This window comes from Mesorhizobium sp. M0139, assembly GCF_040322455.1.
In the GTDB taxonomy this organism is placed as follows: Bacteria; Pseudomonadota; Alphaproteobacteria; order Rhizobiales; family Rhizobiaceae; genus Mesorhizobium.
Genome location: NZ_JAMYTN010000002.1, coordinates 336947 through 363620 on the forward strand (window position 1 = coordinate 336947; position 26674 = coordinate 363620).

General features: G+C 61.9%; 25 protein-coding genes and 1 pseudogene. 8 read left to right on the plus strand and 18 right to left on the minus strand.

Annotation, left to right across the window (positions count from 1 at the left end):
• Window positions 1–49 precede the first annotated feature (49 nt).
• The 3 genes from NKJ58_RS04190 to NKJ58_RS04200 form a co-directional block, all read right to left on the minus strand.
• Window positions 50–955 carry an SMP-30/gluconolactonase/LRE family protein gene (locus tag NKJ58_RS04190; RefSeq protein WP_023819371.1) on the minus strand — a complete coding sequence of 302 codons (906 nt, stop codon included), beginning with the start codon at window positions 953–955 and terminating at the stop codon, window positions 50–52.
• 142 nt (window positions 956–1097) lie between these two features.
• Complete coding sequence (locus NKJ58_RS04195) at window positions 1098–1502, minus strand: MAPEG family protein (RefSeq protein ID WP_023682292.1); 405 nt, start codon at window positions 1500–1502, stop codon at window positions 1098–1100.
• A 194-nt stretch (window positions 1503–1696) separates the two neighbouring features.
• Window positions 1697–2629: a LysR family transcriptional regulator gene (locus tag NKJ58_RS04200; RefSeq protein WP_023819368.1), complete on the minus strand. Its 933-nt coding sequence runs from the start codon at window positions 2627–2629 to the stop codon at window positions 1697–1699.
• A 92-nt stretch (window positions 2630–2721) separates the two neighbouring features.
• Here NKJ58_RS04200 and NKJ58_RS04205 point away from each other — a divergent pair.
• Window positions 2722–3734: pseudogene (locus tag NKJ58_RS04205) on the plus strand (NADP-dependent oxidoreductase).
• 61 nt (window positions 3735–3795) lie between these two features.
• Here NKJ58_RS04205 and NKJ58_RS04210 read toward each other — a convergent pair.
• From NKJ58_RS04210 to NKJ58_RS04230, 5 genes are all read right to left on the minus strand, one after another.
• Window positions 3796–4593 carry an SGNH/GDSL hydrolase family protein gene (locus NKJ58_RS04210; RefSeq protein ID WP_352812479.1) on the minus strand — a complete coding sequence of 266 codons (798 nt, stop codon included), beginning with the start codon at window positions 4591–4593 and terminating at the stop codon, window positions 3796–3798.
• Window positions 4562–5365: an alpha/beta fold hydrolase gene (locus NKJ58_RS04215; RefSeq protein WP_050591950.1), complete on the minus strand. Its 804-nt coding sequence runs from the start codon at window positions 5363–5365 to the stop codon at window positions 4562–4564. Before NKJ58_RS04215 ends, NKJ58_RS04210 begins: the two co-directional genes overlap by 32 nt.
• A 273-nt stretch (window positions 5366–5638) precedes the next feature.
• Window positions 5639–6568, minus strand: a complete 930-nt coding sequence (rbsK, locus tag NKJ58_RS04220; protein WP_023730892.1) for a ribokinase — start codon at window positions 6566–6568, stop codon at window positions 5639–5641.
• Between the two features lie 4 nt (window positions 6569–6572).
• Window positions 6573–7025 (minus strand): RbsD/FucU family protein, encoded by a 453-nt coding sequence (locus tag NKJ58_RS04225; RefSeq protein WP_023730891.1) that lies wholly within the window; start codon window positions 7023–7025, stop codon window positions 6573–6575.
• A 42-nt stretch (window positions 7026–7067) separates the two neighbouring features.
• On the minus strand, window positions 7068–8120 hold the full coding sequence (locus NKJ58_RS04230; RefSeq protein ID WP_023730890.1) for an ABC transporter ATP-binding protein: 1053 nt from the start codon (window positions 8118–8120) through the stop codon (window positions 7068–7070).
• A 272-nt stretch (window positions 8121–8392) separates the two neighbouring features.
• On the opposite strand from NKJ58_RS04230, the gene NKJ58_RS04235 reads away from it, so the two are divergent.
• The 3 genes from NKJ58_RS04235 (at window position 8393) to NKJ58_RS04245 (ending at window position 12198) form a co-directional block, all read left to right on the plus strand.
• Entirely contained in the window at window positions 8393–10057 is a 1665-nt protein-coding gene (locus tag NKJ58_RS04235) for an ABC transporter substrate-binding protein (RefSeq protein ID WP_023669429.1), read from the plus strand.
• Between the two features lie 98 nt (window positions 10058–10155).
• Complete coding sequence (locus NKJ58_RS04240; RefSeq protein ID WP_023689462.1) at window positions 10156–11271, plus strand: carbohydrate ABC transporter permease; 1116 nt, start codon at window positions 10156–10158, stop codon at window positions 11269–11271.
• Between the two features lie 9 nt (window positions 11272–11280).
• Window positions 11281–12198 carry a carbohydrate ABC transporter permease gene (locus NKJ58_RS04245; RefSeq protein ID WP_023669427.1) on the plus strand — a complete coding sequence of 306 codons (918 nt, stop codon included), beginning with the start codon at window positions 11281–11283 and terminating at the stop codon, window positions 12196–12198.
• Window positions 12199–12431: 233 nt separating this feature from the next.
• Here NKJ58_RS04245 and NKJ58_RS04250 read toward each other — a convergent pair whose 3' ends face one another.
• Window positions 12432–13175 (minus strand): creatininase family protein, encoded by a 744-nt coding sequence (locus tag NKJ58_RS04250; protein ID WP_023689463.1) that lies wholly within the window; start codon window positions 13173–13175, stop codon window positions 12432–12434.
• 3 nt (window positions 13176–13178) lie between these two features.
• Window positions 13179–13745: an SIS domain-containing protein gene (locus tag NKJ58_RS04255; protein WP_023693299.1), complete on the minus strand. Its 567-nt coding sequence runs from the start codon at window positions 13743–13745 to the stop codon at window positions 13179–13181.
• A 184-nt stretch (window positions 13746–13929) separates the two neighbouring features.
• Here NKJ58_RS04255 and NKJ58_RS04260 point away from each other — a divergent pair, with 184 nt between their 5' ends.
• Window positions 13930–14952: an aldo/keto reductase gene (locus tag NKJ58_RS04260; protein ID WP_352518876.1), complete on the plus strand. Its 1023-nt coding sequence runs from the start codon at window positions 13930–13932 to the stop codon at window positions 14950–14952.
• A gap of 90 nt (window positions 14953–15042) precedes the next feature.
• Here NKJ58_RS04260 and NKJ58_RS04265 read toward each other — a convergent pair whose 3' ends face one another.
• From NKJ58_RS04265 to clpP, 4 genes are all read right to left on the minus strand, one after another.
• A complete protein-coding gene (locus NKJ58_RS04265; protein WP_023669423.1) occupies window positions 15043–15315 on the minus strand; it encodes an HU family DNA-binding protein in 273 nt (90 codons plus the stop codon).
• Window positions 15316–15511: 196 nt separating this feature from the next.
• On the minus strand, window positions 15512–17923 hold the full coding sequence (lon, locus tag NKJ58_RS04270) for an endopeptidase La (protein WP_352518877.1): 2412 nt from the start codon (window positions 17921–17923) through the stop codon (window positions 15512–15514).
• A 273-nt stretch (window positions 17924–18196) separates the two neighbouring features.
• A complete protein-coding gene (gene clpX / locus NKJ58_RS04275; protein ID WP_023682305.1) occupies window positions 18197–19471 on the minus strand; it encodes an ATP-dependent Clp protease ATP-binding subunit ClpX in 1275 nt (424 codons plus the stop codon).
• Window positions 19472–19766: 295 nt separating this feature from the next.
• Complete coding sequence (clpP, locus tag NKJ58_RS04280; protein WP_023682306.1) at window positions 19767–20396, minus strand: ATP-dependent Clp endopeptidase proteolytic subunit ClpP; 630 nt, start codon at window positions 20394–20396, stop codon at window positions 19767–19769.
• 309 nt (window positions 20397–20705) lie between these two features.
• Between clpP and NKJ58_RS04285 the strand changes: the two genes are divergently transcribed.
• From NKJ58_RS04285 to NKJ58_RS04295, 3 genes are all read left to right on the plus strand, one after another.
• On the plus strand, window positions 20706–21296 hold the full coding sequence (locus tag NKJ58_RS04285) for a hypothetical protein (protein WP_023831022.1): 591 nt from the start codon (window positions 20706–20708) through the stop codon (window positions 21294–21296).
• A gap of 107 nt (window positions 21297–21403) precedes the next feature.
• A complete protein-coding gene (locus tag NKJ58_RS04290) occupies window positions 21404–22651 on the plus strand; it encodes a cytochrome P450 (RefSeq protein ID WP_352852794.1) in 1248 nt (415 codons plus the stop codon).
• Window positions 22652–22669: 18 nt separating this feature from the next.
• Complete coding sequence (locus NKJ58_RS04295; protein WP_352852795.1) at window positions 22670–23386, plus strand: transporter substrate-binding domain-containing protein; 717 nt, start codon at window positions 22670–22672, stop codon at window positions 23384–23386.
• Between the two features lie 21 nt (window positions 23387–23407).
• On the opposite strand, the gene NKJ58_RS04300 is transcribed toward NKJ58_RS04295, so the two are convergent.
• The 4 genes from NKJ58_RS04300 to NKJ58_RS04315 form a co-directional block, all read right to left on the minus strand.
• Window positions 23408–23734, minus strand: a complete 327-nt coding sequence (locus tag NKJ58_RS04300) for a cupin domain-containing protein (RefSeq protein ID WP_502902270.1) — start codon at window positions 23732–23734, stop codon at window positions 23408–23410.
• Between the two features lie 188 nt (window positions 23735–23922).
• Window positions 23923–25203 carry an O-acetylhomoserine aminocarboxypropyltransferase gene (locus NKJ58_RS04305; RefSeq protein WP_023711524.1) on the minus strand — a complete coding sequence of 427 codons (1281 nt, stop codon included), beginning with the start codon at window positions 25201–25203 and terminating at the stop codon, window positions 23923–23925.
• 167 nt (window positions 25204–25370) lie between these two features.
• On the minus strand, window positions 25371–25892 hold the full coding sequence (locus NKJ58_RS04310) for a CoA-binding protein (RefSeq protein WP_023711525.1): 522 nt from the start codon (window positions 25890–25892) through the stop codon (window positions 25371–25373).
• On the minus strand, window positions 25889–26671 hold the full coding sequence (locus NKJ58_RS04315; protein WP_023689471.1) for an AAA family ATPase: 783 nt from the start codon (window positions 26669–26671) through the stop codon (window positions 25889–25891). The genes NKJ58_RS04310 and NKJ58_RS04315 overlap by 4 nt, the downstream gene beginning before the upstream one ends.
• Window positions 26672–26674: the final 3 nt, after the last annotated feature.

The following is a 26674-nucleotide window of genomic DNA, read 5'->3' on the forward strand; positions in this document are numbered from 1 at the left end:
CCGCCGGCACCGCGGTCATCGCCTGTGTTTGAGGCGGACGAGGAGCTACTCACGGTTGCTTTCCGCCGATGCGACCATGATGCGTCGGTCCACCGCCTCCCGGAACACGCACGCAGGAGAGTGTTCCCTCAAAGGAGGGATCGCTGCCGGTCGCCAGCACGCCGGCATTTGTCACCCAAAGCATCTCGCCCGAGAAGACGCAGTTGGTCGTTGCCTTGCCGCAGACGAAGAAACCCTCCGCTGTCCCGTTGGGCTTCAGAACGTGAATGCCGTTGGCGGCAATATCCGTGACATAAAGGCGGCCATCGGCTCCGACCTTCAGCCCGTCCGGGATCGGATTGGCCCCAGGCAAGCGGCCCAGGTCTTCGACGCAACCATCCGGACGCTGCCGCTTGACGCGACCCGTATAGGACTCCCCCCAAATGATCGAGCCGTCGGCTTCGATCGCCACACCATTGGGGAACGTCGGCTTGTCGAAACCGAGAGCAAGGTACGCACTGCCGTCGGGGTTGACGGCAAAGATGTAGCTGGGGTCCGGGTTCCCCGGGTTGTATGTGCCGGGATCGCTAAAGATAAGCCGGCCGTCAGCAGCAAATACAAGATCGTTTGGACCATTGAGCCGAATGCCTGCGACTTCGCTTAGCAGGATTTCCGGCTTTCCGCCTTCGGCAACCCGCTGGATGGATGGTGTCGTCATCTCCGCGGCCCGCCAAGGTCCGGTCGTGCCGCCGTTTTGGCAGACATAGAGCAGGTCATCCGATCCAAGAACACAGGCGTTGGGCGCTCCGGCAACATACGCTAATTGGCGAGCACTTCCGTCGCGATCTATGGCCGTCAGCTGGCTTCGATAGCTTTCGACGATGACAATTCGGCCATCGGGCAGCACCGTCGGGCCCTCGGGCCAGCCAAGGCCGGTCGCGACAACCTCGACGGCCAGCTTTTCAACCTCGTTCATCGTGCGACCCCCAGAACGGCAGCCTATCAAGATTTGTTGAGCATAATCCAGCCTGGCGGTCACATGACCCGGCGACTCGAAAGATAACTAGACTGACGTGCGCGTTAGGTGGCCCACTTTTGCGTCGGGGCTCCGCCACTCTTCAGATCAACAGCAACCAGCACCAATACGCACCAATCACCATTTGCACAGCGAACGCGGTGAACCTGAGACTGACCGCGAGTTGGCTGGTTGAGACGAGGTGGATCACCGACTGCACTATACGTGCGCCTAACATCGTGGAGGCCAAGGGATCCGTGACATCTGTCTTTGAAATGATGATCGCGACTCCGAGCAGACCTCCGAAGATTGGAAGCCCTTCAATGCAGTTGGCGTGGGCACGGGCTAACCTCCGCATAAACGGGGAGAGGGCTCCGTTATCTGGCGTAAAGCCGTTTGCCGGGACTTGCCCAGAGATCACCAGGTAGCTCCGGATAACTTCCATCACGATCAGCAGGGCCAGCGCCCACGAGATGAAGCCAGTCAATGCGTAAGCACTCGCCGACATGTGCCCTCCCCGTTGCTAGCACTCTAGGTCGTTGTAGCCGATCAACTAGTCTAATGCTATTCGACGAGGAGGGGCGGCCTGTAGTGGGGCCGAAACGGAATAGCAGCTTTTGGACGTTGTGCCCGGAATAGCTGCCGTTCAGCCAATCAGCAGGATTGACCGCTTTCGCCCTTTAGCGACCCTTCCGCGCCAGATCAGTCGATGCTTGAAGCTGCCATTCGCAGAGTGAAAGCGGCGTCGAGCATGGTCAGAAAGGCGCGCACGGCGGGGTTGGCGCGTCGGCTTGCCGGCCAGAGCACGGTGACATTGTTTCGCTCGACCGCGAACGTGGACAGCACTGGGACCAGTTCGCCGCGCTTCACATAGGGAGCCGCCATGAAGGAGGCGCCTATGCCTATCCCACCGCCGGCTGCCAGCATGATGAGCACGGCATCGCTGGCATCGGCGACCACACCGGAATTGGGCACGATCTCGATTTCACGGTCGCCAATCCGGAAGGGCCAGCGAAAGGCCTGGCCTGTGCTCTGATATCGAAGGTTGACGGTGTCGTGCCCTTCCAGGTGATCGGGATGGGTCGGTGTGCCGCGTTCCTCGAGATAGGCTGGCGAGGCGAAGCAGCAAAGCCGATGGGGTGCGATCTTGCGTGATAGTAGCCGGGTGTCAGCCAGATCACCGATGCGTATGGCGACATCGATCCCTTCCTCGATCATGTCCACCATCTGGTCACCCAGCCTGAGATCGACGATCAGGTTGGAATGGAGCCGACGGAAAGCCGGTAAAGCCGGAGCGATCAGATGCAGTCCGATCGGCAGCGACGCGGCCACGCGCAACGTGCCCGATGGTTCGGAGCGCGCGGTCATTGCCGCCTGCTCTATTTCCTCCGCCTCGCGTAGCAGACGCAGCGCGCGCTCATGCAGGTCGCGCCCTTCGGGCGTGAAGGTGAGCGAGCGCGTTGTACGGGTAAACAGCGACACTCCTAAATGCCGCTCGAGCCGCTGGACGCTCTTGCTGACCGCCGAAGGGGAAATCGACAGCGCGCGCGCCGCTGCCGTGTAGCTGCCCAGCGATCCCGCACGCGCGAAGGCGATGATGCCAGTGAGCCGATCCAAAGTGATATGTTCCACCATGGCATTACTTAACCGCCATCGCCACCGATTATCAACCGGCGGTCATGCCGCTAGATTCGCTCCAATGACATGGATGAGCGGAGATTTCACCAATGAGCGATAAGATGAAGGCAGTCCGTCTGCACGCATTCGGTGGTCCCGAGATGCTGGTGTACGAAGACGCGCCTAGGCCGGGTGTGAAGCCCGGCGAGGTGCTTGTCCGAGTCCAGGCGGCCGGGCTTAATCCGCCCGACTGGTATCTGCGGGATGGCTATCGCGCACTGCCGCCAGAATGGCGACCCAACGCGTCCTTCCCACTGATTCTCGGCACGGACGTGTCGGGCGTCATTGAAGCGGTTGCGCTGACGTCGCTGAGTTCAGCATCGGTGACGAGGTCTACGCAATGGTTCGCTTCCCCGATAACTTGATGACGGGTAGCAATGCCTACGCGCATTATGTCAGTGTGCCGGCATCGCATGTTGCGTTGAAACCAGCCGGCATCGACCATATTCATGCGGCTGGTGCGCCGATGTCGCTTCTGACGGCATGGCAGTTCTTGATCGAACTTGGCCACGACGAGCCGAATCCGTTCCAGCCCTTACCGCATGAGCCGGTGCCCCTCGACGGCAAGACGGTGCTCATCAATGGTGCCGGAGGCGGTGTCGGGCATCTGGCCGTCCAGTTGGCGAAATGGCGGTGCGCGCGCGTCATCGCGGTGACATCGGCCAAGAACGAGGCGCTGATGCGCGATCTCGGCGTGGATCAATTCATCGACTACAAGACAACCGCGGCGGAAGATGTCGTCCGAGACGTCGACCTTGTCCTCGACGCGGTGGGCGGCGCGGACATGGAGCGCTTCTTCCATGTTCTGAAGCCGGGCGGCGCGCTGTTCCTGGTCAACCCACTGGGCTTCGCTGGTCACGAAGAGACAGAGAGGCTGGGGATCACGGTCTCATCCACACAGGTTCGATCCAATGGCGCGCAGTTGGCAAAAGCCGCCCGCCTGATCGACGACGGCCTTGTGCGTGTCGTCATCGACAGCACATTCCCGCTGGCCGAGGCATCGCGCGCACATGAGCGCGCCGCCGACGGCAGTATTCAAGGCAAGATCGTGCTGGCCGTCTGAATTGTTGCTTTCAGTCCGACCGACCATCGGGAGTGCAGACGATCGGGCGGGATTACGCCGTTTAGCCGACGAAGACCAGCGACCGACGTCCGGCTGAATCGTGCTCGACTACAAGTGCCGCGATGGCTGCCGCGATCTTCGCGCCGCCTTGCACTGACGGTTCGATAGGATTGGCGAAGTCCGCGTCCTCATTCGATACCAAGCGCAGGTCGACGAGCGGCAAACCGCGCGAGAACGCCGCCCGGGTGATGACGTCGTTGAGGACCGTCAGGGCAGTTGCGGCAAGTCTACGACGCTGTGGGTCGGGAAAGCGCGCCTCGTAGATCGTGCAGACAGCGGTGGGTAGGTTTTGGCCCAGCGCCCCCTCGAGCATCGTACAGTAGTCGTGCTCGAATTCCTCCCGGATATCGCTGATCCTGTCCAGAACCTCGGCCACCGAACGGGCCCCCTGCTCCAGAATCCCTGCATGACGAAGAGCATCATTGCCACCGACGCTGACGACAAGATGGCTAGCATCCTGGGGGAGCCGTTCAAGCTGCCGCTCGACGCCGCTTGTGACGGCGCCGTCGACGGCGTTTAGCGTTGCACGCCACCCCTCCGGCAAGCGCTCCCGCAGCTGCCGCACTACGTCAGGCCCGCGCGCGACATAGGCAGCGTTGTCAAAGATCGAATCCCCGAGAAGGACGACGTGTGGCATCGGATGCTCCGTTGAGGCCTCTGCCAATGCTGCATCAGCAGAGGAGGTAAGGTGGTGGGTTGTGACCGCGGCAGCGAGCACGGTCAGGAGATCACGGCGAGTCAGGCCACCTGCAGAACGGAACGGCATCTCAGCCGTCCAGAAACGCCAGAAGCGCGGCATTCACCGCGCTGGCCTCTTCGCGCTGTACCCAATGCGTCGCCTTCTCGAACGTCTGCAGGCCCCGATCGTTGCAAAGGGCCAGACTGCGCTCGGCCAGGCCATATTCCAGAGCTTGGTCCTGCATCCCCCACAGTACAAGGGTCGGCGTCGTGATCCGCTCCTTCAGGCTTGGGCGGAAGCGCAGCGCCCGATACCAGTTGAGCATGCCTGTCAGCGCCCCCGGCCGTTCCCAGGCCTGCCGATACTCTGCGATTTCCTCCGCCGTGAAGGCATCTGTTCGGCTGGATTTGATGAGCGCCCGTGCCAGCAGAGCCGAGCGCCCCGCCCCCAGAAAAGCCTCCGGCAGCAAGGGGAACTGGAAGAAGGCCGCATAGCTGCTCCGCAGGAACTGGGTCGGAGATCGCAAGGAATGGGCAAGCAGCACCTCGGGATGGGGCGCGTTCAGGATGACGAGCCTTTCCAGGCGGTGCGGCAGCTTTGCGCCTGCGGCCCAGGCGACGATACCGCCCCAGTCATGACCGACGAGGTGAAACCTTCCGATGCCGAGCGCGTCGGCGATGGCAACGACATCGCCGACGAGCTTGGGGAGCGTGTATTCACGGATGGCTTTCGGCTTGTCACTGGTGTTGTAGCCCCTCTGGTCGGGAACGATGACCCGGAATCCGGCGGTAGCGAGCGCATCGATCTGCCGTCTCCAGCCGATCCAGAAGTCGCCGGGAGCAGTCTGTCCCGGTCCAGCCGCTAGGCTGGCAGCAGCGGAGGCACCGATCAAAGTGAATACCTCGCGGATTACGACGAGGAGTTCTGATAAGCATGTTTCAATTTCGCGCTTTTTCCCGCAAATTCGAGAGCGTAAGGAATTGAATCCGTCGTTGATTAATCAGGCGTTTTCGCCGGCCTGTCACGCCGGAGGTCGCGGGTTCGAGCCCCGTCACTCGCGCCATTTCTCCTCAGGAGAAATGTGACATAATCGTCTAAAATCATGGTCTTGCATGTGGGAATTCAGATCCGGTCGGATCTGAATTCGGTCTCTCCCGCAACGACGTCACCCCTTGGCCAGCAGCGCCTCGACCTCCTGCAGCGTCGGCATGGATGGCGCCGTACCCGGCCTTGTCACCGAAATGCCGGCGACGGCGCAGGCGAAGCGGACGGCTTGCAGCGGCTCCACGCCTTTGGCGAGTGCGGCGGCCAGGCCGCCATTGAAGGCATCGCCCGCGCCGGTGGTTTCGACCACCGGACCGGCACTGACCACGGGAACATGGTCGGACCGAGCGGCCGTGTGCAGCAGCGCGCCTTTTTCGCCGAGCGTGATGATGACCGAGCCGACGCCCTTTTTGAGCAGGCTGTCGGCGGCGCGGCGAGCCTCGTCGATCGAAGAAACCTTGATGCCGGTCAGCTCTTCGGCCTCGGTTTCGTTGGGGGTCACATAGTCGCACAGCGTGTAGATGCGGTCCGGCAGCTTGGCCGCGGGCGCCGGATTGAGAATGGTGGTCACCCCTGCCCCGCGCGCGATCTCGAGTGCGCGCAGTGCCGCGTCGATCGGCTGTTCGAGCTGGGTGACGAAGACGCCGGCTCCACGGATCAGGCCGGCATTGGCCTCGATGTCTTCAGACGAGATCAGCATCGCCGCACCCGGGCTGACGATGATGGCGTTGTTGCCGGTCGTCTCCTCGATGAAGATATAGGCCGCGCCGGTATAGCTTTGCGGCGTGTCGATGACGGCGGATTTCACGCCCGCCTCTGCCCAGGTCGCCTTGGCCATGTCGGCGAAAGCATCGACGCCAAGCCGGGTCAGGAAGGTGACGTCCGCGCCGAGCTTGCCTGCCGCCACCGCCTGGTTCGAGCCCTTGCCGCCCGGTCCCAGCTTGAAGGAATTACCAAGAATGGTTTCACCCATGCGCGGCTGTCGATCGGCGCGGTAGGCGGTGTCGGCGACGAAAACGCCCAGAATGACGACAGGTTTGCCCGACGCCATGGCCCTACTCGGCGTCCGGCGGCACGACGCCCTTGCGAAAGGCGAAGCAGCCATAGAAGCGGCGCTCGCCGGTCTGGATGACGCAATAGGCTTTCTTGGCGCGCTCGTAGAAGGCATAGCGCTCGACCGAGATCATCGGCCAGGCCTTGCCTTCCGCCTTGTCGATCTCCTTCTGCACCTCTTTTTGCACCGGCGGGATCTCGTCCGGCTTGCCGACGATCTCCATGCGCGCGGCCGCATCGTCGACGAAAGTGTCCAGCGGATAGAGCGACAGCACCGCCTTGGCCACATCGGCCGCCGGCGCATCGATGTGCAGCAGCTTGCCGAGCACGGTCTGCTTTGCCACCGAATCGGCGGGGAAATTGGTGTCGGCGATGATCAGATCGTCGCCGTGTCCCATTGCCCTGAGCGCCTGGAGCACATCGGCATTGAGCAATGGGTTGATCCCTTTGAGCATGGCAGTCCTCGTCAAACAGGTTTGGTCAAAGTCGATTGGAAATCAGAGCCGGTTGCCGGTCTCGGCGTCGAAGAGATGGACCTGGTCGAGGCGCGGCTTGAGATTGAGCGTGTCGCCCGGCTTGAAGTCGTGGCGCTCGCGAAACAGCGCCACCATCTCGCCGTCGCCGAAGCGCACGAAGACCAGCGTTTCGGAACCGGTCGGCTCGACCACCGAGATCTTTGCCGGCACGCCGTCGGGATGGATTTCGAGATGCTCGGGCCGCACGCCATAGACCACGGCCTGGCTCTCCTTGGCGGCGCTGCCGGCCGCGACCGGGAACAGCGTGCCTGCAATCTCGACCTTGTCGCCCTTGCGCACCACGCCTTTGAGCAGGTTCATCGACGGCGAGCCGATGAAGCCGGCGACAAACAGATTGGCCGGCCGGTCGAACAATTCCAATGGCGCGCCGACCTGCTCGATACGGCCATCGCGCATGACGACGATCTTGTCGGCCATGGTCATGGCCTCGATTTGGTCGTGGGTGACGTAGATGGTGGTGGTCTTCAGCCGCTGGTGCAGTTCCTTGATCTCGGTGCGCATTTGCACGCGCAGCTTGGCGTCGAGATTGGAGAGCGGCTCGTCGAACAGGAAGACTTGCGGATTGCGCACGATGGCGCGGCCCATGGCGACGCGCTGGCGCTGGCCGCCGGATAGCTGGCGCGGATAACGTTTCAGGTACGGATTGAGGTCGAGAATGTCGGCGGCGCGCTTGACCCGCTCGGCGACCACGGCTGGATCGGTCTTGCGCAGCTTCAGCGCAAACGCCATGTTCTGCTCCACCGTCTTGTGCGGATAGAGCGCGTAGTTCTGGAACACCATGGCGATGTCGCGCTTGGCCGGCGGCAGATTGTTGACGATGCGCTCGCCAATGGCGATCGTGCCGCCGGAGACGGTCTCCAGCCCGGCCACCATCCTGAGCAGCGTGGACTTGCCGCAGCCCGACGGGCCGACCAACACCACGAACTGGCCATCGGCGATATCGACGCTGACCTCGTGCAGGACCTTGACGGTTCCGAACGCCTTGGCCACATTGCTGATCGCGACTTGAGCCATCGTCCCCCCTTTTCTCGCGGTGAAGCTAGCCATTGCCAACGGCAAGGGCAAGTCGGTATGTTATCGATAAAAAGCCATTCGTGTTGACAAGGTAATCGATTACGCAAATATTAGCTGTTGCCAATCCGGCAGTCGGATTTTTATCCGAAAATCGGAGCTCCAGGCGACGCAGGGTGGGGTCCCACGTCCCCGTATGATAAAGGAGAACCGCCGACGTTTCGGCGTCGGAGGGATTGGCATTTAATTCACGACTGTTGTTCTGGGAGGAATAGATGAGAGTCGGTCTGTACGAAAAACTCGTCCGCGCGGGTGCCACCCGGCGTGACATACTCAAAGGCGCGGCCTCGATGGCCGCGATCGCCGCCGCATCGGGCGCTGGGCTCGGCGCTTTCACCCGCCCGGCTGAAGCCGCCAGCGAGCTACGCTCCAAAATTCTGCAGATCCCCGGCGTCGGCAAGGGTCAGCCGACGGATGCCGATTTCCAGAAGGTCGGCGAACTCTGCCTGGAAGCCACCAAGGCCAACGTCAAGGAAGGCGAATTCGCCGGCGTCGAGCTCACCTTCATGGGCCTCAACAACCAGAACCTGCACAATGTGCTGTTCCGCGGCTTCCTGAAGCCGTGGGAGGCCTATACCGGCGCCAAGATCAGCTGGATCGACCTGGCGCAGGCCGACTACAATGCCCGCCTGCAGCAGTCGATCGCCACCGGCACCGTCGACTTCGACATCATCGAGATGGGCGCGCCCTTCGAAGGCGATGTCTGCGGCAAGGGCCTGACGTCCGAGATGCCCGACTGGGTCAAAGAGCAGATCGACATGAAGGATGTCGTGGCCTATCTGCAGCCGCCGGTCGGCACCTGGGACGGCAAGCAGTACCGGATCACCGTCGATGGCGATGCGCACAACTTCAATTACCGCACCGACGTTTTTGCCGATGCCGACCTCGCCAAGGCGTGGAAGGACGGCGGCGCGGCCACCGAATGGGGTGTGCCGAAGACCTGGCAGGAAGTCCAGGCCGTCACAAAATTCCTCAAGGGCAAGAAGTTCAAGGATCAGGACGTCTTCGGCTATCTCGATGCGCCCAAGGCCTGGGGCGGTTTCGGCTTCTACTTCCTCGGCAGCCGCGCCACCGCCTATGCCAAGCATCCCGACGACAAGGCCTGGCTGTTCGATGCCGACACGATGAAGCCGCGCATCAACAATCCGGCCTGGGTGCGCGCCATCCAGGACGTCATCGACGCGCTGCCGTCGGAGCCCGCCGACCAGATCAACGCCGACCCGAACACGACAGCCTTCCAGCAGTTCCTGGCCGGCACCGGTTCGATGGTCACCTGGTGGGGCGACGTCGGCTCCAACGTCAAGACCAATGATAGCTCGGTCATCGGCGACGTCACCGGCTTCTCGATCCTGCCGGGGTCCGACGACGTCTACAATGCCAAGACCGGCGCTTGGGACAAACTCGCCAGCGGCCCGAACTATGCGCCGAACTGCGCCTATCTCGGCTGGGGCGTCTACGTCATGGCCCGCGTCGATACTGACGAAAAGAAGAAAAAAGCGGCATGGTCGGCCGCCGCTCATCTCGGCGGCAAGGACCTGTCAATCTGGACGGCGATGTATCCGTCCGGCTTCCAGCCCTACCGCAACTCGCATTTCGACATTCCCGAATGGGTGGCGGCAGGCTACGACGAGGCGTTCATCACCTCGTATCTGAAGTCGGAAGCCGACAGCTACAACCATCCGAACGCGGCGATCGAGCCGCGCATCCCCGGCATCTTCCAGTATTATTCGGCTGCCGAGGACATTCTGGCCAACACATTCGCCGGCAAGATGAAGGCGCAGGAAGGCGCCGACGCCATTGCCGCGGCCTGGGAGAAGCTGACCGACCAGATCGGCCGCGAAAACCAGATCAAGCTCTACAAGGCCTCGCTCGGCGTGTAGGCTGATCCTATCGTGACAACAGGTCCGGCGGTGCAAGCCGCCGGACCTGACCGGCTCGGGCCGGTCGCAGGCTTGATTTTTTAAACGGACGGGGACGCGTGGCAGACCAGACCACCAATGCATGGCCGGCCAACGCCGGCCCAGCCGATCTGATCTCGCCGGCCCGCAAGCGGGCGGGTTTTGCCCTGATGGCGGCCGCCACGCTTGGCCTGCTGGCGGTGATCGCGTTTGAGATCCTCTACAAGAACGAGATCACCACGCTCGGCTTCGAGACCTGGCGTCCGATCGTCTACGCCTATGTTCTGTGGGGCGTGGCGCTCGGCATCGGCCAGGTGCTGACGCGCGGCGAGGACGGCCAGCGCGCGCTGTTCCTGCTGCCGGCGCTGCTGTTCACCATCGCCATGGTGATCTTCCCGACGCTGTTCGGCTTCTATATCGCGCTGACCGACTGGAACCTGTCGTCCTTTTCCGGCCGCAAGTTCAACGGGCTCGACAATTTCTGGCAGATGCTGGCCGATCCCTACTACCGCAACGCGCTGTTCAACATGGTGCTTTATGTGCTCGCCGTGCTGGTTGAGTATGTGATTGCCTTCGGCCTGGCGCTGCTGCTCAACGCGCAGATCCGGGCGCGCAAATTCTTCCGAGTCGTCTTCCTGATGCCGCTGATGCTGTCGCCGGTCGCGGTATCCTGGATGATCGGCAAATCGCTGATGGAGTACCGTTTCGGGCCGGCGGCGACGCTGGCGCGCCATCTCGGCTGGGAGAACCCCGCCTTCTTCTCCAACCCGATCACCGCCCGCATCTCGATCATGGTGCTCGACGCCTGGACCTTCATCCCGTTCATGATGATCATGCTGCTTGCCGGCCTGCAGGCGATGTCGCGCGACGTGCTGGAAGCGGCGCGCGTCGATGGCGCCACGCCCTGGCAGACTTTCTGGCAGGTCACCTTCCCGCTGATGCTGCCGGTGTCGGTCACGGCGGTGATCCTGCGCATCATCTTCAAGTTGAAGCTCGCCGACATCATCATCACCGTGACCTCCGGCGGGCCTGGCGGCGCCACCGATTCGGTGTCGAGCTTCATCTACCGCGAATACCGCGACCGCTCGAATGTCGGCTACGGCACCATGCTGGCGATGGCCTATCTCGTCATCATCGTCGTGTTCGTGACCTGGCTGTTGAAATTCGCCAATCGCTTCGTGCGCAACGTGAACTGACGAGGCACAATGAGCGTCCAGACCACCGACTATGCTGCCTCGGAAATCCGCTCACCGCTGGGTTTTCTGGCCAATCGCATCTTCATCTATGGCGCGCTGGCGTTCTGGGCCTTCATCTGCCTGTTCCCGATCTACTGGACCATCACCACCTCGTTCAAGACCGCGGTCGACGTCACGCAAGGACACCTCATCCCGTTCGTCGACTTCCAGCCGGACTGGAAGGGCTGGCGCTCGCTCGGCCTGTCGCCGGATTCGATCTTCCAGACCTCGACGGTGCGCGAGGAGTTTTTCAAGCGCTTCATGAATTCGGTCATCACCTCGGTCGGCGCGTCGAGCCTCGCCATCGTCATCGGCAGCCTCGCCGCCTATGGGCTGACCCGCTACCGCTATCAGTTCGCCTGGTTCAAGAACGAGGACATCTCCTTCTTCTTCCTGTCGCAGCTGATCCTGCCGCCGGTGGTGCTGGCCCTGCCCTTCCTGGTGCTCTACCGGGAAGTCGGTCTGCTCGACACACGCATCGGCCTGATCCTGCTCTACACGCTGATGGTGCTGCCGATCGTCATCTGGATCATGCGCGACCAGTTCAACTCGATCCCGGTCGAGCTCGAGGAGGCAGCGCTGGTCGACGGCCTCTCGATCTGGGGCGCTTTTTTCCGCATCGTCATGCCGATTGCGCTGCCGGGCATGGTCGCCGCTTTCATCCTGGCGATGGTGCTGTGCTGGAACGAGTATTTTTTCGCCGCGCTGCTGACCTCGACCGACGCCAAGACCATCCCGGTCATGGTGGCGAGCCAGACCGGCTCGCAAGGCATCAACTGGTGGTCGATGGCGGCGCTTGCCACCGCCGCGATCGCACCGCTGGCGGTCATCGGGATTGCGCTTGAGCGGTATCTGATCATGGGCATGACGGCGGGCGCGGTGAAGTAGGGCGAGAGGCGGCGTGCCCCTCTACTGTTGACCTCGGCGGGACAGCACCCCCCCTCTGGCCTGCCGGCCATCTCCCCCGCAAGGAGGGAGATCGGCAGCTTTGGCTGCATCGCTTTTCTTGCGACGTAGGTGATTGGCGAAAGCGGAAATGACGTCTGATCTCCCCCCTTGCGGGGGAGATGTCCGGCAGGACAGAGGGGGTGTGAAGGATCGCTACAGAGCGACTTTGTCTGCTAGCGCCCCAATATCGCCCTCAGGTGATCCATGATCATCGCGACGCCCTTCTGCCCTAGCTCCGCCGAGGCCTCCGGCGCACTGGCCGTATACCACGCGGTATTCTCGCCAAAACGCCCGGCATCGACCGCTTCCGGACACAGTGCCAGCATCAATGATGTCTCGCCAACACCGGCGTGATCGAACGGATACTTCCCGTTCATGGCAGCCGACATTAGCGGGTGCACCTGCACCCAGTTGAAGAAATTCTCGCCGGCGGCGTGCCCGGCATAATAATCGGCCATCTCGTCTGAGCCCCACCAGCCCTCGCCGCGCTGCTTCTCGAGGAAGCGGAAAATCGCCTGGCGGCCGGCGGCCTTGAAGGCGAGATCGGTCGGCATGCCGGCGGCAAAGTTCTCGGTCTGGTGGTGGATGATGGCGTTGATGTTACGAAAGCCGATGCGCAGCAGGCTGTAGAACAATTCTTCGGCGAACGGCGCCAGCTGGTTGCCGCCGACCTGCACCGAGCCGTTGCCTTCAGGTGCTGCCACCACATAGCTCGCCGCACCGTAGTAGAAAGCCGGCAGGATGACGATGTCGGCCTCCTTCTCGTAGAGCTCCAGCGTCTTGACGACGGCCAGCGTGTCCATGCCGACAGCCATGTGCTCGCCGTGATATTCGAGCACGCCGAGCGGGAGAGCGACCGGCCAGTTCTCGGCGATCGCCTTGCGGATCTGGTGCGGCAACATCAGTTCGTAGCGCATGATCTATTCCATGTTGGTGTGGCGGGTGCGCATGGCCTCGGACGACTGGCCGGTCAGCGCCTTGAGCTTCAGCACCATCACCTCGAACAGCAGGAACAGCGCCCCTTCGAAGACCGAGCCCATCGGCAGCAGCGATGTCTTTTGTGGCCCCTGGTCACGCGCCATGGTCTGCGCCGGGATCAGCAAGGTGAAGTCGGCAAGCGCGACCGCACTACTGCCTGCCTCGGCGGTGAGCAAAAGCACGGTGGCGCCGGCCTGGCGGGCGACTTGCATCAAGGTAAGCACCGTCGTCGTCTCGCCCGGGCCGGAACTGACCAGGAAGACATCGGCTGGGCCAAGCGGTGGCGTGTTCATGTCGCCGACCACCGACACCTCAAGGCCAAGGTGATAGAGGCGCATGGCGAAACCCTTGAGCTGCAAGGCCTCGCGGCCGCAGCCATAGACGACGATCTTTTGCGCGCGGGCCAGGGTTTCGCAGGCGGTGTCGATGCCGGCTTCGTCGACGCGCGCCAGTACGGCGCCCAGCTCTTGCAGGGCGGTCGAAAACATATCCGAGCCGGCATTCGTCATGAGAGTCCCATCTGTCCGGCTGGGTTTGTGGCCGGTGATTTCGGGTTGCGCGCTTTCGGAAAAAGGCTTGTTTTTGTTCATGCTATCACCGCGAAAATGCCTGTCCAACGGCCATGGCGGCTTTTGCTGAGCCAGCGGCGTGATAGTGTCATGTCAGACAATCAATCCAGGAAATCAGCACGACATGAAGACACGGCATTTCGACCGCATCGGCAATGGCGGCCTCGACTTCACCGAGCTTGGCTTCGGCAGCGCGCCGCTCGGCAACCTTTACCGCGCCGTCCCCGACGCGGATGCCAACGCCACGCTGGAGGCGGCGTGGGCGACCGGCTGCCGTTACTACGACACCGCGCCGCTCTATGGCCTGGGCCTTGCCGAAACACGGCTCAATGCCTTCCTGCGCGGCAGGAAGCGCGACGATTATGTGCTGTCGAGCAAGGTCGGTCGCCTGTTGCGCGCCTGCCCGCCGGAGGAACGAACCGGCATCGGCAAGTTCTTCGACACACCGACGCGCAAGGAGGTCTACGACTACAGCTACGACGGCGTCATGCGCTCGTTCGAGGCGTCGCTGGAACGGCTTGGCGTCGACCGCATCGACATCCTTTTCGTCCATGACCTCGACATCTTCACCCATGGCAGCAAGGAGGCGTCAGACCAGCGCATCGAGGAATTCATGGCCTCGGGCTACAACGGACTGGTTGCGCTGCGCGACCAGGGCGTGATCAAGGCCTTCGGCGGCGGCATCAACGAATGGGAGGTTTGCCAGACGCTGGCGGAGCGTGGCGACTTCGACCTGTTCCTGCTGGCCGGGCGCTACACGCTGCTGGAACAGGAAGCGCTTGCCACCTTCCTGCCGCTCTGTGAGCAACGCGGCATCGGCATCGTTCTCGGCGGTCCTTACAATTCCGGCATCCTGGCGACCGGGCCGAAGCCAGGCGCCTATTACAATTACTCCGAGGCGCCAAGGGACATCATGGATCGCGTCGGGCGCATCGAGGCCGTCTGCCAGCGCCATGGCGTCAGGCTGATCGAGGCGGCGCTGCAGTTTCCGCTGCTGCACCCTTCCGTGGTGTCGGTCATCCCCGGCGGCCAGCGGCCGAGTGAAGTCGAAAGCAACCGCGCCCTGCTCGATGCCAAGCTGCCTGCGGCGCTGTGGGCGGACCTCAAGCAGGAAGGCCTGATGCGCGTGGATGCGCCGGTGGGCTGAAGGCTCGCCTCAGCGGGCTGACGGCCTGCCGCCATCGAGGCAAAAGAAAAGCCGGGCGAACCCGGCTTTTCAACATTCTCTGAAAAATTTTTAGTTGACCGCGTCCTTGAGGCCTTTGCCGGCCGAGAACTTCGGCACGGTACGCGCCGGAATCTTCACTTCCGCGCCAGTCTGCGGGTTGCGGCCAGTCGATGCCGCACGCTTGGAGACGGTGAAATTTCCGAAGCCGACGAGCCGTACATCGCCGCCCTTCTTCAGTTCGCCAGTGATGACGGAGAACACCGCCTCAACCGCCGACTGTGCGTCACCCTTCGAAATGCTCGCGGATTCAGCGACAGCGGAAACCAGTTCGTTCTTGTTCATAAAAATTCCCTTCCATGAGAAAACCGGAACTTTCGACTCATCCGGCAGGAGAGGGACTTTAGAAAGAAGCGCTCGCAAACCCAAGTCAAAAAGCCGGAAAAAAGTTGAAAAAAGCCCGGAAATGGTGGGTTTTTCACATGAAAAAGCCGGGCTCAAGGCCCGGCTCTCTCTTTGTGCACTGCAACTTTAGTAGTTTCTAATGTGCAAGCGACTTTCCAGCATCGTCAACGGTATCGGTGGAAGCCGGCGGATTGACTGGCTCGACCCACTCGATTGGCTCCGGCATGCGCACCAGCGCGTGCCTCAGAACCTCGCCGACACGTGAGACCGGAATGATCTCCATACCGTTCTTCACATTGTCCGGTATCTCCGCCAGATCCTTGGCGTTGTCTTCCGGGATCAGCACCTTCTTGATGCCGCCGCGCAGTGCGGCGAGCAGTTTCTCCTTGAGGCCGCCGATCGGCAAGATGCGGCCGCGAAGCGTTATCTCGCCAGTCATCGCCACATCGGCCCGGACCGGAATACCAGTCATGACAGATACGATGGCCGTCGCCATGGCAGCACCTGCAGACGGACCGTCCTTCGGCGTGGCGCCTTCGGGCAAGTGGACGTGGATGTCACGCTTGTCGAACAGCGGCGGCTCGATGCCGAAATCGATGGCCCGCGAGCGGACATAAGAGGCCGCCGCCGAGATCGATTCCTTCATCACGTCGCGCAGATTGCCGGTCACCGTCATGCGGCCCTTGCCGGGCATCATGACGCCTTCGACCGTCAGCAGCTCGCCGCCGACTTCCGTCCAGGCAAGACCGGTGACGACACCGACCTGATCGTCAGCCTCGACCTGGCCGAAGCGGAAGCGCGGAACACCGAGGTAATCGGCGAGGTTCGCCGCCGTGATGCTCACCGTCTTCTTCTTCGTCTTCAGGATCTCGGTCACCGCCTTGCGCCCGAGCTTCATCAGCTCGCGCTCCAGGCTTCTGACGCCCGCTTCACGGGTGTAGGTCTGGATGATGCCGCGGACCGCGTCCTCGCCGACGGAGAATTCCTTCGGCTGCAGGGCATGATCGCGGATCACCTTGGGCATCAGGTGACGCTTGGCGATCTCGATCTTCTCGTCCTCGGTGTAGCCGGCGATACGGATGATCTCCATGCGGTCCATCAGGGGCGCAGGGATGTTCAGCGTGTTCGCCGTCGTCACGAACATCACGCTCGACAGGTCGTATTCGACCTCGAGGTAATGGTCCATGAACGTCGAGTTCTGCTCGGGATCGAGCACCTCGAGCAAAGCCGATGACGGATCGCCGCGGAAGTCCTGGCCCATCTTGTCGATCTCGTCGAGCAGGAAGAGCGGGTTGGACTTCTTGGCCTTCTTCATCGACTGGATGACCTTGCCGGGCATCGAGCCGATATAGGTGCGGCGGTGGCCACGGATCTCGGCCTCGTCACGCACGCCGCCAAGCGCCATGCGGATGAACTCGCGGCCGGTCGCCTTGGCGATCGACTTGCCGAGTGAGGTCTTGCCGACGCCGGGAGGGCCGACGAGGCACAGGATCGGCCCCTTCAGCTTCTTCTGGCGGCTTTGCACGGCGAGATACTCGACGATGCGGTCCTTGACCTTGTCGAGGCCGAAATGATCGGTGTCGAGCACGTTCTGCGCAAACGCCAGGTCCTGCTTGACCTTGGAGTTCTTGCCCCACGGGATCGACAGGATCCAGTCGAGGTAGTTGCGCACGACGGTCGATTCCGCCGACATCGGCGACATCGTCCGCAGCTTCTTCAACTCGGCTTCCGCCTTTTCGCGGGCCTCCTTGGAGAGCTTGGTCTTCTTGATGCGCGCCTCGATCTCGGCGGCCTCGTCGCGGCCGTCCTCGCCTTCGCCGAGTTCCTTCTGGATCGCCTTCATCTGCTCGTTGAGGTAGTATTCGCGCTGCGTCTTCTCCATCTGGCGCTTGACGCGCGAGCGGATGCGCTTCTCCACCTGCAGGACGGAGATTTCGGCTTCCATGAAGCCCATCGCCTTTTCCAGCCGTTCCTTGACGGACAGCGTGGCCAGCATCTCCTGCTTCTCGGGGATCTTGATGGCGAGGTGCGAGGCAACCGTATCGGCGAGCTTGGAATAGTCGTCGATCTGGCTGGCGGCACCCACCACTTCAGGCGAGATCTTCTTGTTCAGCTTGACGTAGTTTTCGAAGTCGGTGACGACCGAACGGGCGAGCGCCTCGACCTCGACCTCTTCCTCCTCCGGCTCGACCAGCGCCGTGGCGGTAGCTTCGTGGAAGTCCGGACGGTCGGTGAACGAGACGATCTTGGCACGCGAAGCGCCTTCGACCAGCACCTTGACGGTGCCGTCGGGCAGCTTCAGCAATTGCAGCACATTGGCGAGCGTGCCGATGTCGAAGATCGCATCGGGCTCGGGATCGTCATCGGCGGCATTCATCTGGGTGGCAAGCAGGATCTGCTTTTCCTGACCCATAACCTCTTCCAGCGCCTTGATCGACTTTTCACGCCCGACAAAGAGCGGAACGATCATGTGCGGGAACACCACGATGTCGCGCAGTGGGAGGACTGCGAAGACGCCGTCGCTGGGAGCCTTGGATATTTTGGCCATTGTCCAACCTTTCATGTCGCGGCCGCTAATTGAGCCAACCGCGAATCTCATATTAACGACCGGGGATCGTTCCGCCTACCACCGTTTGTGACGGGAGTTTTACAGCACAGAATTCGGCACCACGGCCTTCCGATGTTAGTTGGATGCACGAGGGGCAAAGATCAAGGGTCGACACGTTCGTTCATCCACTCCGTCACAAGGATCGGTACCTCACCACAGCAAAACGGCGCCCCGCGGGCGCCGTTCCATAAAAAGGTTAGGCCAGATGCCAGATCAGGCGCTGACGTTGCCCTTCTTTTCCTTCTGCTCGGAATAGATGTAGAGCGGCCGGGCGCTGCCGGTCACCACTTCTTCCGAAATCACCACTTCGCGCACGCCTTCCAGGGCGGGCAGTTCGAACATGGTGTCGAGCAGGATCGCTTCCATGATCGAGCGGAGGCCACGGGCGCCGGTCTTGCGCTCGATGGCGCGCTTGGCGATCGCCGACAGCGCATTCTCATGGAAGGTCAGGTCGACACTCTCCATCTCGAACAGCCGCTGATACTGCTTGACCAGCGCGTTTTTCGGCTCGGTCAGGATCTGGATCAGCGCCGGCTCGTCGAGGTCTTCCAGCGTCGCCAGGACCGGCAGACGGCCGACAAACTCGGGGATGAGGCCGAACTTCAAGAGATCCTCGGGCTCGACCAGGCGGAACACGTCACCGGTGCGGCGATCCTCGGGCGAAGCGACGATGGCGCCGAAGCCGATGGAAGTCTTCCTGCCGCGATCCGAGATGATCTTGTCCAGCCCGGCGAAGGCGCCGCCGCAGATGAACAGGATGTTGGCGGTGTCGACCTGCAGGAACTCCTGCTGCGGATGCTTGCGGCCGCCCTGCGGCGGCACGGAGGCAACGGTGCCTTCCATGATCTTCAGAAGCGCCTGCTGCACACCCTCGCCCGACACGTCGCGGGTGATCGATGGGTTGTCGGACTTGCGCGAAATCTTGTCGATTTCATCGATGTAGACGATGCCGCGCTGGGCGCGCTCGACATTGTAGTCGGCCGACTGCAGCAGCTTCAGGATGATGTTTTCGACGTCCTCGCCGACGTAACCGGCTTCGGTCAGCGTCGTCGCGTCGGCCATGGTGAAGGGCACGTCGATGATGCGGGCCAGCGTCTGGGCAAGCAGCGTCTTGCCGCAGCCGGTCGGGCCGATCAGCAGGATGTTGGACTTCGCCAATTCGACGTCGTTGTTCTTGCCGGCATGCGCCAGGCGCTTGTAGTGGTTGTGGACAGCCACCGACAGCACGCGCTTGGCGTAGGGCTGGCCGATGACATAGTCGTCGAGAACCTTCAGGATCTCCTGCGGGGTCGGCACGCCCTCGCGCGACTTCACCATCGAGGTCTTGTTCTCCTCGCGGATGATGTCCATGCACAGCTCTACGCACTCGTCGCAGATGAACACCGTTGGGCCGGCGATCAGCTTGCGCACCTCGTGCTGGCTTTTGCCGCAAAACGAGCAATAAAGCGTGTTCTTCGAATCACCGCTGTTGTTGCCGACTTTGCTCATTTTCCTGTCCTTTCATGGCCGCCCGCCGATGGTCTGGCTGAAAGGGCGCATATTCTATCTATCGCGGGAATTCGCCGCCGCCAGTGTCCCGGCTCCCGCAACGCATTCCGTACGAAACACAAATCAGAAAACGTCGCAATGATTCGCGCCAACCCTGCACAAAGCTAAGCCGTCGAAAATCAACATAGCCTTAACGTAGGCAATCCCATCCACCGAGGGAACAGCCAATTGTGGCCGAAATGCCGCAAATCCCAGCAAAAGCGCGTTATCCAGCCACGCAACTGCCATGCAGCGCTTATGCCGCAGCGCCTTCGACCGGCTCGCGCGACGAAATGACCTTGTCGATGAGGCCGAAATCCTTGGCTTCGTCGGCTGTCATGAAATGGTCGCGGTCAAGCGTCTTTTCAATGTCTTCGTAGCTCTTACCGGTGTGTTTGACGTAGACCTCGTTGAGGCGGCGCTTCAGCTTGATGATGTCCTGCGCGTGCCGCTCGATGTCGGAGGCCTGGCCCTGGAAACCGCCGGAAGGCTGGTGAACCATGATACGGGCGTTCGGCGTGGCAAAACGCATGTCCTTGTGGCCGGCGGTCAGAAGCAGCGAGCCCATCGACGCCGCCTGGCCGATGCACAGCGTCGACACCGCCGGCTTGATGAACTGCATGGTGTCGTAGATCGCCATGCCCGAGGTCACCACGCCGCCCGGCGAGTTGATGTAGAGATTGATCTCTTTCTTCGGGTTCTCGGCCTCGAGGAACAAAAGCTGTGCACAAACCAGCGTCGCCATACCGTCTTCGACCGGGCCGGTGATGAAAATGATGCGCTCTTTCAGCAGGCGCGAGAAAATGTCGTAGGCCCGCTCGCCGCGATTGGTCTGCTCGACCACCATCGGAACGAGGTTCATGTAGGTTTCGACGGGGTTCTTCATGGACTACCCTTTTTGGAGATGGGGATTCCGGCGCCGGAACATCGGGCAGAATCGGTTCTTGACGGTTAGAATGTAAATAGGATGCCGGCTCACCCTAGCGCAAGGCCGCCTCCTCCTAGCCATCTGGTTAAGTCGAATCAAGGTTTCCGCGCAAGGGAAAGTCCGAACGCGGCCAGCGGCGTTTTTGCGGTGTAGCAATTCCTTAACCGCGTCGCTTAACGAAATGCGGCGAAACCGCTTTCCCCCGGAGAACCTTCCCCTACAATTCAACATTGAACCTCACGTTTCGGGTTCAAACAGGGGAGTGCCATGATCAGGAAAACTGCTTGCCTCGCCATCTCCGGCCTTGCCGGTCTCGGCATGGTGTCCGATGCGGTTGCCGGCGGCCGGGCCGCCGAATGCTATGAGCCGGTGCACAGGCCGGCGCTCTATGACACCGTCTATGAAGACGTCATGGTCAGTCCCGGCGGGCAGTTGGTCGACTATGATCCGCCGATCTATGGCACCATGGAGCGCGTCGAGCAGATCGCGCCGCCCCGAGTCACCTATGACATCGTACCGGCGAGAACCCGCACCGTTTACCGCACGGTCCAGGTCGACGATGGCGGCTATGCCTGGGAATGGCGCGTCATCCACGGCCGCAAGGTGCTGTGCAAGGTGTGGCGCAAGGCCCGCTACGCGCGTGTGGCCGAAACGGTGGTGGTTGAACCGGAGCGCACCCGCCGGCTTGTGCTGCCGGCCGAATATGAGAGCGTCGCCCATGAAGTGCTGGTGCGGCCCGAGCGGCGGCACGTCACCCAGATAGCGCCGTCATACCAGAGGATGGCGCGCCGAGTGGTGGTGCAGGAAGGCTCGACCAGCTGGCGCCGCGTGCATATTGCCAGGCATTGCGAGGATTAGACTTCGGTACTTCGCCGAGGTCCGCCTCGGTTGGCTCAATCCATAGGGCCGTCGGGTGCCAACATCCGGTCTGGCACCAAGCCGGCAAGCCGCGGTAATGGTCTGGCATGACCACATCCATGCCGCCCTACCTCGCCTTTGATCCAGCCACGCGCCGCCTGCGGCTCGATCCGCACGAACCGGCGTTTTTCCAGAACCCCTACGACGCCTATGCCGTCCTGCATGGCGCATCGAATGCCTTCTTCTGGGAGGAATTCGGCTTTTGGTGCTTTGGCGGCTTCGACGACGTCAACCGGCTGTTGCGCGACCGCCGCTTCGGTCGCCAGAACCCGGCCGGCATTCCCGACAGCCGCGGCATCGGCGAGGATCGCTCGCATTTGGCCGCTTTCGACGGCATCGAGAGCAATTCGATGCTGGAGCTGGAGCCGCCGGTGCACACCAGGCTCAGAACCCTGGTCAACCGCGCCTTCGTCTCGCGCCAGGTCGAGCGGCTGCGGCCGCGCGTGGAGGCGCTGGCCAATGAGCTGATCGACCGTTTCGAACCGCGCCAGGTCGATCTATTGCCCAGCTTCGCCGCACCTTTGCCGATCACCATCATTGCCGAAATGCTCGGTGTGCCGGTCGAAATGGGGCCGCAACTGCTCGACTGGTCGCACCGGATGGTGGCCATGTACATGCATGGCCGGACGCGCGAGACCGAGGAAGCGGCCAATCGCGCCGCGCACGATTTTTCCGACTTTTTGCGCGGCTATGTCACCGAGCGGCGCAAGAAGCCTGGCGACGACCTGCTGTCGCTGCTGATCGCGGCGCAGGAGGATGGCCAGAAGCTGTCGGAAGACGAGTTGGTCTCGTCCGCCATCCTGTTGCTCAATGCAGGCCACGAGGCGACCGTCCATCAAACCGGCAACGCCGTGCGCACGTTGCTGGCGCAAGGCGGCGACCCCGGCCGTTTCTTCACCTCGCCGGAAGCAACCGCTGCGACGGTCGAGGAGTGCCTGCGCTTCGACGCGCCGCTGCATATGTTCACCCGCTACGCCTATCAGGAGGTCGAGGTGACATCGGGGGTTGTCGTACAACCGGGCGAGACGGTCGGCCTGCTGCTCGGCATGGCCAATCATGATCCGCTTGCCTTTGCCGAACCCGGCGCCTTCCAGCCCGGCCGACCAGACCAGAAGAATGTCTCGTTCGGCGCCGGTATCCATTTCTGTATTGGTGCGCCGCTGGCGCGGCTGGAATTGCAGGTGTCGCTGAAAACCCTGTTCGAGCGGCAGCCGCAACTCCATCTTGCGGAGCAGCCGCGCTTCCGCGACACCTATCATTTTCATGGGCTGGAAAAGCTCATTGTGAGCTTGTGAGGACGGCGGAGCCGACGCATGCCCGAGAAAATGAGATTCGCCTTTCTACAGGAACCACCCTTCTGCTTTATCGACGGATCGGGACGTCTGGGCGGCAGCGATGCCCAACTGGCCAAGAGGGTCTGCCTGACGCTCGGGCTGGAACTTTTGCCCATCGAGACCGAGTTTGCCGAGCTGCTGCCTTGGTTTGCCGAAGATCGGTGGGACATAACCACCGGCCTGTTCTTTTCCGACGACCGCCGGAAGCTGGTCGACTTCACAAGGCCGATCTGGATGCTGGCGGATGGATTGCTGGTCGCGAAAGACAATCCCCGCGCCTTCGATGGCTATCGGTCCGTCGCCAATGATCGGACGGCGCTGATCGGCGTCATATCGGGCCAGATCCAGCACCGGACGGCCCTGCAAAACGCTATTCAGCCCGAACGGCTAAGGATATTTGCCACTCAGGCCGAAGCAGCTAACGCCGTCGCGGTCGGCGTGGTGCATGCCTATGCGAGTGCAGCGCTCGCGCATCGCGGCTATCTGAGCCGGCGACCCGACGCGCCTCTCGACGTCGTCGACGTCCCGGCAGTCGAAAAACAGCCAGCGCCCGGCGCTTTCGCTCTCGCCAAAGGCAGTGCCACCCTGCTCCAGCGCGTTGATTTATGTCTCAGTGATTTGCTTGGAAGTCCCTGGCACAGGGAGATGATGAGCGGATACGGCTTTTCCGACACTGACATCGATCGGCTTTTGTGAAGTCCAAGCGCGACCGAGCGGTCAGAGCTTGATCACATACTCCTTGCGGGTCGTTTCAAGCACTTCCCAACTGCCCCTGAAGCCTGGCCTGAGCACGAAGCTGTCGCCGGCGCGCCCCGTGCGCGCCTCGCCGCCATCCTCGGCAACCACCGAGACGCGGGACAGGATGTGGCAGAACTCCCATTCGTCATATTCGATGCGCCATTTGCCCGGCGTCGCTTCCCAGATGCCGGCATAGAGCCCGCCGTCGCGCTCCTCGACATTCCAGGTGCGGAACTTCGGATCGCCCGCAATCAGACGATCCGGCGCCGGGGCGCCAATCTCGGCGTCGACGCTGTCGGTCAATATGGCCAGGTAATGCGCGGACAGGATTTGCCTCCAACAGGTTAGTGAGTAGTGCAGTGAGTAGTGAGTAGTGAGTAGTGAGTAGTGAGTAGTGAGCGGAAAGCGCTCCCTCGAACGGGTGGCTAATCACTAATCACTGCTAACTAGAGAATACCGACCACTACTCACTACTCACTACTCACTTCAAAAAATCAAACCTTGGCCAAAGCCTGTTCCAGATCGGCGACGATGTCGTTGACATCCTCGATGCCGACGGAAAGCCGGACCGTGTCCGGTCCCGCACCCGCCTTGACCTTCTGCTCGTCGGAAAGCTGGCGATGCGTGGTCGATGCCGGATGGATGACCAGCGACTTGGTGTCGCCGACATTGGCGAGGTGCGAGAACAGTTCGAGCGCCTCGACGAACTTGATGCCGGCCTCGTAGCCGCCCTTCAGGCCGAAGGTGAAGACAGCACCGGCGCCTTGCGGCGAGTATTTCTTCTGCAGCGCGTTGTTCTTGTCGCTGGGCAGGCCGGGATAGTTGACCCAGGCGACCTTGGGGTGGTTGGACAGCCAGCCGGCTACGGTGATCGCATTGTCGCAATGGCGCTGCATCCTGAGCGGCAAGGTCTCCAGCCCGGTCAGGATCAGGAAGGCATTGAACGGCGAAATTGCCGGGCCGATGTCGCGCAGGCCGAGCACGCGCGCGGCGATGGCGAAAGCGAAATTGCCGAAGGTTTCGTGCAGGACAAGCCCGCCATATTCGGGGCGCGGCTCCGACAGCATCGGATATTTGCCGGATTTCGACCAGTCGAACGTGCCGCCATCGACGATGGCGCCGCCGATCGAATTGCCGTGGCCGCCGATGAACTTGGTCAGCGAATGGACGACGATGTCGGCGCCATGCTCGATCGGCCGCACCAGATAGGGCGAGGCCAGCGTGTTGTCGACGATGAGCGGCAAGCCGTGCTTGCGGGCGATGTCGCCGATCTTCTCGATGTCGACGAAGGTGCCGCCGGGATTGGCCAGGCTCTCGATGAAGATCGCCTTGGTCTTGCCATCGATCTGGCTTTCGAAAGTGGAGATGTCGTTGGTGTCGGCCCAACGCACCTCCCAGCCGAAATTCTTGAAGGCATGGCCGAACTGATTGATCGAACCACCGTAAAGCCTTGTGGCGGCGACGAAATTGTCGCCAGGCCGCATGAGATTGTGGAACACGATCACCTGTGCGGCATGGCCGGAAGCAACGGCAAGTGCAGCCGTGCCGCCTTCGAGCGCCGCGATCCGCTCTTCCAGCACCGCCTGGGTCGGGTTCATGATGCGGGTGTAGATGTTGCCGAAGGCCTTCAGCCCGAACAGCGAGGCGGCATGGTCGGCATCGTCGAACACAAAGGAGGTCGTCTGGTAGATCGGCGTGGCGCGTGCGCCCGTCGCCGGGTCGGGCTTGGCGCCGGCATGGACGGCGAGCGTGTTGAAACCGGGCGTGCGGGTCATCGAAAACCTCCGTGAGCGGTAAACGTGTGAATGATGAAATGGTCAATGGTGAGCGATGAATGGTGGTCGCAAAGTCGGCCAGTCCCACCTTGATTGCAAGCCGCTCATATGCGGCTTTACCCGGCTTCCAGGAAAATCCTTCTATTCACCATTCACCATTCACTGCCTTACTTCTGGCGCACACCGAAACTCTGGAATCCCGACCGCATCAGCGGCTTCTTCGACGAAAGCACACCGGAGTTGACGCCGGTCCAGCCGATCTCGCCCGACAGCTTGCCATATTCGATCTTCGGGCAGCGGTTCATCACCACCTTGATACCGGCCGCCTCGGCGCGCGCGGCCGCCTCGTCGTCGCGCACGCCAAGCTGCATCCAGATCACCTTCGGCAAGGGGTCGAGCTTCAGCACCTCATCGACAATGCCGGGCACCGATGCAGAGGCGCGAAAGATGTCGACCATGTCGACCGGCTCCGGCAGATCGGCAAGGCTGGCATAGGTCATGCGGCCGAGGATTTCCTTGCCGGCCTGCCCAGGATTGATCGGAAACACCGAAAAGCCCTTGGCCAACAGATATTTCAGCACGAAAAAGCTCGGCCTGACATCGTTGGCCGACGCGCCGACCATGGCGATGGTCTTCACAGAATTGAGGATGCCGCCGATATAGGCATTGTCGTAGCTATCGTGATTCACTCGTCGGTCTCCCTCAGTGCTTCCTCCATAAAGGACTGCGGGTCCGTGCAGAAGTCGCGCATCATGCGAAAATGATCGGTATCGGTGAAATCTGTGGGGTCGAGGCCGAAACGGCTGATTCGGAAGAGCCGCGCGCCGGGACAAGCCATCAGCAGCGGCGAATGCGTCGCCATGATCACTTGCGCCGTGCCTGACCGGTCCATGCGCCGCAGCATCTTCAACAATTCGATCTGCCGCGACGGCGACAGCGCGCTTTCGGGCTCGTCGAGGATGTAGATGCCTTGCCGGCGGCAGCGCTCCTCGAAAAAGCGAATGAACCCTTCGCCATGCGACCACGATAGAAAGTCCGGCGGCGGCGGTCCGAACGGGTCTTCGAGTGCCGCCTGGTCGAGATAGCGCGCGACCGAGTAAAAAGATTCGGCACGAAAGAACCAGCCGGCGGTGACTTTTGGCAGCCAGTGGCCGCGGAATGTATTCGCCAGTGCCGCACCGCTCTTGTCGATGGCGATGGAATGATCGACCGGACGATAGCCCTTGCCGCCGCCGGCCTCGTCGTAACCGGCCAGCGCGCCGATGGCTTCCAGCAGTGTCGATTTGCCGGTGCCGTTTTCACCGACAATGATGGTGATCGGCGTGGTGAATTCGATCTCGAATTCACGGCCGCGAAACAGCGGCAGGTTCCATGGATATTTTTCCCAATCTTCCACGCGCTCGGGGTCAATCAGGATGCGTTTGAGATAAGGCGCCTTAAGCCGGGTCAGTTGCTTGCGATAGCCCATGCG